Origin of the sequence: Salinicola lusitanus (genome assembly GCF_003206045.1) — a bacterium.
In the GTDB taxonomy this organism is placed as follows: Bacteria; Pseudomonadota; Gammaproteobacteria; order Pseudomonadales; family Halomonadaceae; genus Salinicola; species Salinicola lusitanus.
This window is the reverse complement of sequence record NZ_PZJM01000002.1, coordinates 309,321-317,575: the sequence shown is the minus strand read 5'-3', so window position 1 is coordinate 317,575 and position 8,255 is coordinate 309,321. Positions and strand designations below refer to the sequence as shown.

At 64.3% G+C, this 8,255-nt stretch carries 7 protein-coding genes; 5 read left to right on the top strand and 2 right to left on the bottom strand.

The window, feature by feature from the left end; genetic code table 11:
* From DOM45_RS20130 to DOM45_RS03275, 5 genes are all read left to right on the top strand, one after another.
* On the top strand, window positions 1-389 hold a 389-nt coding region (locus DOM45_RS20130; RefSeq protein WP_162302593.1), incomplete at its 5' end, for a hypothetical protein.
* A gap of 9 nt (window positions 390-398) precedes the next feature.
* On the top strand, window positions 399-2,762 hold the full coding sequence (locus tag DOM45_RS03290) for a tRNA(Met) cytidine acetyltransferase TmcA (protein ID WP_240612276.1): 2,364 nt from the start codon (window positions 399-401) through the stop codon (window positions 2,760-2,762).
* Between the two features lie 163 nt (window positions 2,763-2,925).
* The gene (locus DOM45_RS03285) at window positions 2,926-4,401 is read left to right on the top strand and encodes an aminoacyl-histidine dipeptidase (RefSeq protein WP_110598080.1); all 1,476 of its coding nucleotides are present in this window, start codon (window positions 2,926-2,928) and stop codon (window positions 4,399-4,401) included.
* A 219-nt stretch (window positions 4,402-4,620) separates the two neighbouring features.
* Window positions 4,621-4,971: a VOC family protein gene (locus DOM45_RS03280; protein WP_110598079.1), complete on the top strand. Its 351-nt coding sequence runs from the start codon at window positions 4,621-4,623 to the stop codon at window positions 4,969-4,971.
* Between the two features lie 113 nt (window positions 4,972-5,084).
* Complete coding sequence (locus DOM45_RS03275; protein WP_110598078.1) at window positions 5,085-5,987, top strand: mechanosensitive ion channel family protein; 903 nt, start codon at window positions 5,085-5,087, stop codon at window positions 5,985-5,987.
* A gap of 341 nt (window positions 5,988-6,328) precedes the next feature.
* Here DOM45_RS03275 and DOM45_RS03270 read toward each other — a convergent pair whose 3' ends face one another.
* A complete protein-coding gene (locus DOM45_RS03270; RefSeq protein ID WP_342588710.1) occupies window positions 6,329-7,495 on the bottom strand; it encodes an App1 family protein phosphatidate phosphatase in 1,167 nt (388 codons plus the stop codon).
* Window positions 7,496-7,636: 141 nt separating this feature from the next.
* Window positions 7,637-8,200, bottom strand: a complete 564-nt coding sequence (locus tag DOM45_RS03265) for a type 1 glutamine amidotransferase domain-containing protein (protein ID WP_110598203.1) — start codon at window positions 8,198-8,200, stop codon at window positions 7,637-7,639.
* Window positions 8,201-8,255: the final 55 nt, after the last annotated feature.

The following is an 8,255-nucleotide window of genomic DNA, read 5'->3' as shown; positions in this document are numbered from 1 at the left end:
CCGGCGCCGATGAGCCGACCCGCACCGTGCTGCGCCTGATCGGGAGTTTCGCCGCGCCGGTGGCGATCTACCTGGTGGCCTGGGAACTGGTGGCGTGGCTGATACTTCCCGCCGTGGCGGCGGCCGGGCGAGCGTTCACGATCAATCTCTTCAGCGTGCTGATTCCATTCGTCGGCGTGCTGGCCAGCGTCTACCTCGCCGGTGTCAGGGCCGGTCGGCTGCTGGGGGGTGGCGTGATGACGGTGTTCTTCCTCTATCTCTACACCTCTTCCGGCGTCGTGTTCAGCTGGCTGCCGGTCGCGCTGACTCTGGTCGGGATTCTTCTCGCGGTGGCCGCAGCCCGATACTGCCCCACGATGAAACCCGATCTGGGCGATGCCTTCGGCTAGGTGTCGGTCGTGTCCGCCTCGAATGCGCATCCCAGGCTCGGCGACTGGCTGGCCGGGCGCCGCGAGGAGCTTCGGCGCCGTCGCTGGCGAGGCGTGCTGTGGATCGCCGACGATGCCCCCCAGGCCGTCAGCAAGGCCCGGGCCTGGATCGCGGCGGGGCGCTGGCACTCTCCGCTGTGGATCGGCCCCGAGCTGGCGCCCTCTTCCCAGGCGTCGCCACTGCCCGAGGGGATAACGCGGCTGAGCGCCTCCCGCGCTCGCGGCCAGCTGGGCAGCGAGCACGATCTGGTGATCTTCGACGCCCTATCCCCCGAGGCGGGATTCGATCCGGATGCCTTCGGCGCCATCAGCGGTACCGTCCTGGCCGGGGGGTGGCTGGTGCTGTTGACACCGAGACACTGGCAGCAGCCCACCGATGCGGACTGGCAGCCGGATGCCGACTATCGACGGCTGGCGCATTGGCCCCATGATGCGGAAACCCTGTCGACTTACTACCTGCAGCGCCTCGCCGGAGGGCTCCGAGACAGCGCCGACCTGGCGGTATGGCCGTCTGATGCCGCGTTGCCGCTCTCGTCTTCAGCGATCTTCTCCGGCCCGAGCTCCGATCCAGTCATCGATTCAAGCATCGAGCCAGCGCTCGACCCGGGCTCTCATATCGAGGATCGCGTCAACGACAGCGACTGCCTGACCCGTGACCAGGCCGAAGCGGTTTCGCGACTGACGCGAATGCGGCGACGCCGGCCGGTGGTGCTGGTGGCCGATCGCGGTCGTGGCAAGAGCGCGGCGCTGGGCATCGCGGCCGCGCGTCGACTGATGCGGGGCGAGCGACGGCTCTGGATCGCGGCATCGAGTTCGGTCGCGGTGGAAGCGGTGTTCGAACGCCTCCAGCGATTGCTGCCCGGCGGTAGACGCGACGCGGGTCGTTTCGAGGTCCGCGTCGACGGTCGGGAGTGCCGGGTCGAATGGCTGGCACCGGAGCAGGTCGTCCCCGCGCTGGCGGCACGCGACATCGACGCGCAGTCGCCGCCGACGCTGTTCGTCGACGAGGCGGCCGCGATTCCCGCCGCACGTCTGGTCGACTGGCTGGGTCGCTTTCCGCGGATCGCCTTCGCCACCACGGTGCATGGCTACGAGGGCACCGGCCGCGGATTCGAGGTTCGTCTGCGCGAGGCGCTGGATCGGCTGACCCCGGAGTGGCGGCGGCTACCGCTGGATACCCCCATCCGTTGGGCGGCCGGCGACCCGCTGGAAGCGTTGACCCGCGACCTGCTGTGCCTGGATGCCGAGATCGTCGCCGTCGACCCCGCTGTCGCGCGCTCGATGCCGGTCGCCCATGTCTGGCTGGACCGGGCGGCGCTGGCCCGGGACGACGACTTGCTGAGATCGATTTTCGGCCTGCTGGTGCAGGCTCACTACCGTACCTCGCCGAGCGATCTTCGCCACCTGCTGGACGGCCCCGGCGTTCACCTGCTGGCGGCTTTCGTCGGCGGCGTGGCCGTCGGTATCTGCGTGGTGCAGCAGGAGGGGGGCTTCGACGCCGCACTGGCCGAGGCGATCCATCGGGGGCAGCGGCGACCGCGAGGGCATCTGCTGGCACAGTCGCTGGCCACCCACGGCGGTTACCGGGAGGCCGCGCTCGCCAGCTGGTGGCGCATCATGCGGATCGCCGTTCACCCGCAGGCCCGGCGGGAGGGAATCGGCTCGGCGATGATCGAGCGGGTGGCCGCGACGGCACGGAAGCGCGCTGTCGATCACCTGGGCGTGAGCTACGGTGCGGAGCCGTCGTTGACCGGCTTCTGGCGTCGGCAGGGGTTTCGCTCGCTGCGGATCGGGCTGACTCGAGAGGCGTCCAGCGGGGAGCCGGCGCAGATGATGGCGTTGGCGCTGGCGGATGATTCGGCGCGGCTCCTCGACCGGATGCATGACGATTTCGTACGCCACCTGCCGGACCTGCTGGCAGGTGAGCTGCGGGAGATCGAGCCGCTCGTCGTGGCGGCCTGGCTGCACGAGGGGCCCGTGCCGGTCCTGTCTGTCGATCTCCACGAGCGACTGGACTGGTTTGCCGCCGGAGGCGGCGAGCTGGCACCGATCCGGCCCTGGTTGCGGGAGGCCTGGCTGGGCTGGTGGCGGCGACAGCCGTTGGCCACGGTCGAGCGCCTGCTGGCGGTCGAGGAGGGCAAAGTTGTGGTGCCTGGCGACCTGAGGCGGTCGGTGCGGGTGGCCGTCCCGGCGTTGTTCCAGTATCGCGACGAGGCGCTCTCACTGCAGGGGCGGCGGGAACGCCTGGCGAGCGCACGCGGGCTGGCCGCGGCGCTGCTGGCCTGGCACCACGACCGCCGCGATGCTGAGGGCACCGCACCGGCGCCTGGCTGAGGCGCGCGAGCGCTCGGCACATATGGTCAAGCCGCAGTCAGACGAGTAAGGTGTTTGCACCTCAAAACGAGCCGCGGTCCGCTGGCGGCTCGGGTTTCATTCATCACTCTTTCGACACCCGTTGCGGCGAGCTTCTCGCCGCGCGACGAGGCTGGAATCGACCATGAACGATCATCTGCTGCAACTCTCCCCCGAGCCCGTGTGGCGTCATTTTCGTACGCTCTGCAATACGCCGCGCTCCTCCGGCCACGAAGCGAAGTTGATCGACATCCTGCAGCGCTGGGCCGACGACAAGGGTCTGACCCACGATCGCGACAGCTACGGCAACCTGCGGATCCGCAAGGCGCCGAGTCCGGGCTGCGAGTCCGTCCCCGGCGTGATCCTGCAGGGACATCTCGACATGGTGACGCAGGCCAACAGCGACCACCCCCACGATTTCCTCAACGATCCGCTTGATACCTACGTCGAGGATGGCTGGCTCCACGCCCGCGGTACCACCCTGGGTGCCGACAACGGTCTCGGTGTCGCGGCGGCGCTGGCGATTCTCGAGGCGGACGACATCGATCACGGCCCGATCGAGGCGCTGTTCACGCTAGAGGAGGAGACCTCGTTGCAGGGGGCGCTGTCGCTGGACGAGAACTGGCTGGAGGGGCGCTACCTGCTCAATCTCGATTCCGAGGATCGCGGCGAAGTCTATATCGGCTGCGCCGGCGGTGCCGATGTCGTGGTCGACGCCGACCTGCCGATGCGCGGCTGCGACGAGGAGGAGGTGATGCGTCGCCTCTCCCTGACCGGCCTGGTCGGTGGGCACTCCGGCGCCGATATCCACAAGGAGCGGGGCAACGCCAACCAGTTGCTGGTGAGGGCGCTGCGAGGGCTGGGCGAGTTCGAGATTCGACTGGTGGACTACCAGGGGGGCACGCTGCGCAATGCGCTGCCTCGCGAGGCGTTCGCTACCATCGTGGTGGACGAGCACCATCTGCCGGCGGTGGAGCAGACGCTCGCCGACCTGCAGGCGCTCTACCGCGAGGAGCTGGCCGGCGTCGACGACGGCGTCACCCTGACGCTCTCGCCGGGCGAACTCTCCTGCGATGAGGCCGAAGCGCTGACCGATACCGCCACCCAGTTGCTGGTTTCCGCCCTCCACGCCGCGCCTTACGGTGTCGAGCGCATGAGCGTCGAGGTGCCGGGCGTGGTGGAGACCTCCAACAACCTGGGGGTGGTATCGCTGGAGAAGGGGCGCTTCCACCTCTGCGCGCTGGTGCGATCGCTGCGGGACAGCGCGACGCGCAACCTGGCGGACCGTTTCACGGCGCTGTTCGGCCTGATCGGCGCCCAGACGCGGGTCGAGAACGTCTACCCTGGCTGGACACCGAGCGCGGACAGCACGCTGCTGACCCGCTTTCGTCGGCTCCACCAGGAGCAGCTGGGCAGCGACCCCGCGGTGAAGGTGATCCACGCCGGCCTCGAGTGCGGCATCATCGGTGGCAAGTATCCGCAGCTGGAAATGATCTCCTTCGGCCCGGTGATTCGCGGCGCCCACTCACCCACCGAGCGTACCGAACTGGCCTCCGTCGAGGAGTTCTGGAAGGTGCTCAAGGCGCTGGTCGCCGACATCGCCTCCGGCAAGGCCGCCTGAAGCCGCCCCGGAAACGAGTCTGGCGAGTGGTGCTCTTGTGGCAAGGCGTTCCCGCCGGAGCGCCATCGAGAGAACCACTCGCCCTGGCGGCCCCTCTCTCCCCAATCGCTTTCCTGACCGGTTATAACGCCTCCGTTCGTGCCAAACCGAGTGACCGGCCAGCACACACTCGCTCATACTTGGCAGGGTCGGAAGAGTCGTAGCTTGCGGGAGGCATGAATGAAGGTGAAACGCATAGTCTCGAATATTGCTGCAGCCAATCCCTCGAATGCGGAGAATTTTTACTCAGCTATTTTTGGGCTTGAGCTTGTGATGGATCACGGATGGATAAGGACCTATAGCTCGGGTGAGGAAATGAGCAGTCAGGTAAGCGTGGCCTCGGAGGGCGGATCCGGCACACCGGTTCCTGATTTGTCCATAGAGGTCGATATCCTGGAGACCGCCCTGGAGAGGGTGAAGAACAATGGCATAAAGATTGAGTACGGGCCTGTAACTGAGCCCTGGGGTGTCCGCCGGTTCTACATCAGAGATCCTTTCGGAAAGCTCATCAATGTCCTACAACATGAGTAGTCGTCGGGCATGTTCTATCGATTCTCGTCACTCGGGCCTCCTTGCCTCCGCTTCTCTGCGCCAAGGGGGCCAGCGCGCTCAGGCGTCATGCTCCGGCTCTTAGGACTTTCTAGATGAAATCAGTCTTCGACAGCGTACCTTCTGACTTTCGGCTTCTATCGGTACTCGTGACCATCGTAGTCATTACGTTTCTGGTGAACTGGGCTGTCATTGCGATAATCAATAGGCTGGAAGCGTCTAAGTTGGCAACGGCCTCGGTCGACAAAACCGCGCTCAATTTCGCCAAGCGTCTAATATCCGTCGTGATCTATGGTGTCGGCGTTGGCGCATGCCTGACACGGATCCCCGAGCTCGATATCGTGGGTCATTCACTACTGACGGGCGCCGGTATTCTCACCCTCGTCGGCGGTCTGGCCTCGCAGCAAGTACTTGGCAATATTGTCAGCGGTTTCATGATCGTGTTCTTCCGTCCGTTCCGGATCGGCGACCGAATCACCGTCTCCGGCAATTACACTGGAACAGTCGAAGACATCACGCTTCGGGAAACCATCCTCCGGGATGCGGAGAACAATCGAATCATCATCCCGAATTCACAGATCAGCAGTGAGGTGGTGGTCAATGCCAACCACACGGACAATAAAATCTGCAAGATCATCGAGGTGGGTGTCGGCTACTCATCCGACCTGGAGCAGGCGATGACGATCATGCAAGACGAGATCGTCAAGCATCCGCTGCTCATTGACCAACGCACAGAAGAGCAGATACGAGATAACGCCCCGATCGTGCCAGTACGAGTCACGGCGCTCGGTGATTCTTCGATTACGCTGAGAGCTTGGGCCTGGGCAGACAGTCCTGCCAACGGTTTCGTGTTGCAATGTGACAGTTACGTCAATCTGAAACGCCGATTCGACGAGGTCGGCATCGAAATTCCCTTCCCGCAGCGAACTATCTCGTTCGCCGATGGATCTCGAGTCAACTCGCTGGCCGAAGACCCGAAGGAAAGGAATGCCCACTAGGCGGAGCACAATGATGCCTTGCAGCCGGCTCGTCTTCCGCTATTCCTCTTCAGTCGTTAGCTTCAAACGGGCGGCTGGAGGAAGAAATCATAGCCACGACCCTGGAAGGGTGAGTGGTTTGAGAAGCGTGCTGATGAGGCCTGTCTCTCAGGGAGAAAAGTGAGACACGACGGCGGAAGCCTGTCGTTAGGCCATCAACTTATCCAGAGGGGGATAGGTGAGGGGCGGGTGGTTTCAATCGGACGTGGCATTCCATTTCAGAGACTAGAGGCCCAGCATTCGGCGGACCTCTCTCCGATAAACGACGGCAATGCAGGCAGGGAAAGGCCAGCAAGAGCGTCTTATTGCTGCTGCTGGCGATGCGTGTCCTCGCGTACCGCCTCGCAACCTTCCTCCGAGATGTATCCCTTCGCCAGCGCGTGCTCGGCGATGCTGACGCTGTCCCGGGCGAGGATCAGTTCGCAACCGGCGTGCTTGACCTCATTGGCCAAGGCCTCGATCGCGGCGTCCCGCTTCGGGTCGTTGTCCACCTTGCGGATGTAGATGGCGCGGACGCGGTCGGGATGCATCTTGACGATCTCGGTGTAGACCTCCGGGTCGCGCTGGCCGCTATCGCCGATGAGAATGAAGGGGAGCGTGTCGTAGAGCGACAGCATGTTGCAGATGACGTCGGACTTGTGATCCTCGGCCTTGCGTGGCCAGGGCCGCTTGAGCGTCATGCCCCACTCGCGCAAAAACAGGATAGGCCCGACCGGGATACGGTTCATGTTGAAGAACATCTCGAGAACTTCGTAGATGCTCCAGGGCCCCCGCGAGACATACAGCATGGGGCGTTTGCGGTTGCCCTCGGCACCACCGTAGAGCGCCCGGTAGAGGGCGGCGACGCCGGGGAAGGCGGTACGCCGGTCGGCCTTTTCCATGAACAGGCGATAGAGCATCTTCAACTTGTTGGCGACGCCGGTGTACATCACGGTGTCGTCGATATCGCTGATCACGATCAGGTCGGTACTCGCCGGCGGTATGTAGATCTCGGTCTCGGTGCTGATGGCGTCGTCCTCCGAGAGGACTTCCAGCTTGACCGAGTGCCAGATCGCTTCGGCGGGCAGGGTGTGGGTAATGTCGATATGGGCGTGGAAGTAGCCATCGCGATCGGTGGTGACGGTGGCATGGGTCGCGCCGAGCCGGATGTCGACCCGTGCATCCCTGACACCATGCCTGACCAGACGACGCGTGACGTCGACCAGATCGCGAGCCGCTCCGCCTTTCTCCCACTTCATCAATCGTCCGGGCTGGCGGAAGACTCGGCCCATGATGAAGGCTTCCGTATGCGAGCCGTAGCCGCGATAGGGATGGACGATCACCCCACCCTCGCCCTTGTCGCCTCCCCGCATGGGGCGTGTGAACAGGCGCACCAGCTTCTTGGTGAAGTGGATGAGCTTGGTCACGAACAGCCGGGGGAGCGAGCCAGCGCGGTCGGTTTCGGAAGCGGTGTCGGAGGAGTGGGGCACGATAGCTGGCAATCCTAGGTTCGATTAACGATGAGTATGGGAACTTGCAGGTTATCGTGCAAAGTCTGGCCGTTCACCGATACCAGATACCAAGACGCCCACCATAGGGTGGGCGTCCGGACGGTCGTTGTCGAGCGTCGATCAGGCGTGCTGATTGCTGTGACGACCTTCGGCCAACTCTTCGAGCAACTTGCCATTGAAGTCGTCGAGATCCTTCGGCGTGCGGCTGGTGACCAGGCCGCTGTCGACCACGACCGACTCGTCGAACCACTGGGCACCGGCGTTTTTCAGATCCTGCGCGACCGAGGGTACCGAGGTCATCTTGCGGCCCTCGACGACGCCGGCGTTGATCAGGATCCAAGGCGCGTGACAGATCGCCGCGACCGGTTTGCCGGCTTCGAAGAAGTGCCTGACGAACGCCAGCGCCTTGTCGTTGAGTCGCAGCGTATCGGGATTGAACAGGCCACCCGGCAGCACCAGGGCGTGGTAGTCGGATTCGTTGACCGCGTCGAGGCTCTTGTCAGCCTCGTAGGTGTCGCCCCAATCCGTCTCGGCCCAGGCGCGAATGCCCTTGCCGTCCGGGGTGATGACATGAGTTTCTACGCCCTGACCTTGCAGCGCGGCACGGGGGGAGGCGAGCTCGGACTCCTCGAAGCCGTCGGCGGCGAGGATTGCGACACGTTTACCGTTAAGTTGCTGAGCCATCTTGACCTCCTGGTCTTGATATATCGGCTTGATGTTTCGATGAGTGGCAAGCCCA

Coding starts and splice junctions, on each gene's coding strand:
- DOM45_RS03285 (WP_110598080.1), top strand. CDS start 2,926: ATGAACGATCATCTGCTGCAACTCTCCCCCGAGCCCGTGTGGCGTCAT.
- DOM45_RS03280 (WP_110598079.1), top strand. CDS start 4,621: ATGAAGGTGAAACGCATAGTCTCGAATATTGCTGCAGCCAATCCCTCG.
- DOM45_RS03275 (WP_110598078.1), top strand. CDS start 5,085: ATGAAATCAGTCTTCGACAGCGTACCTTCTGACTTTCGGCTTCTATCG.
- DOM45_RS03265 (WP_110598203.1), bottom strand. CDS start 8,200: ATGGCTCAGCAACTTAACGGTAAACGTGTCGCAATCCTCGCCGCCGAC.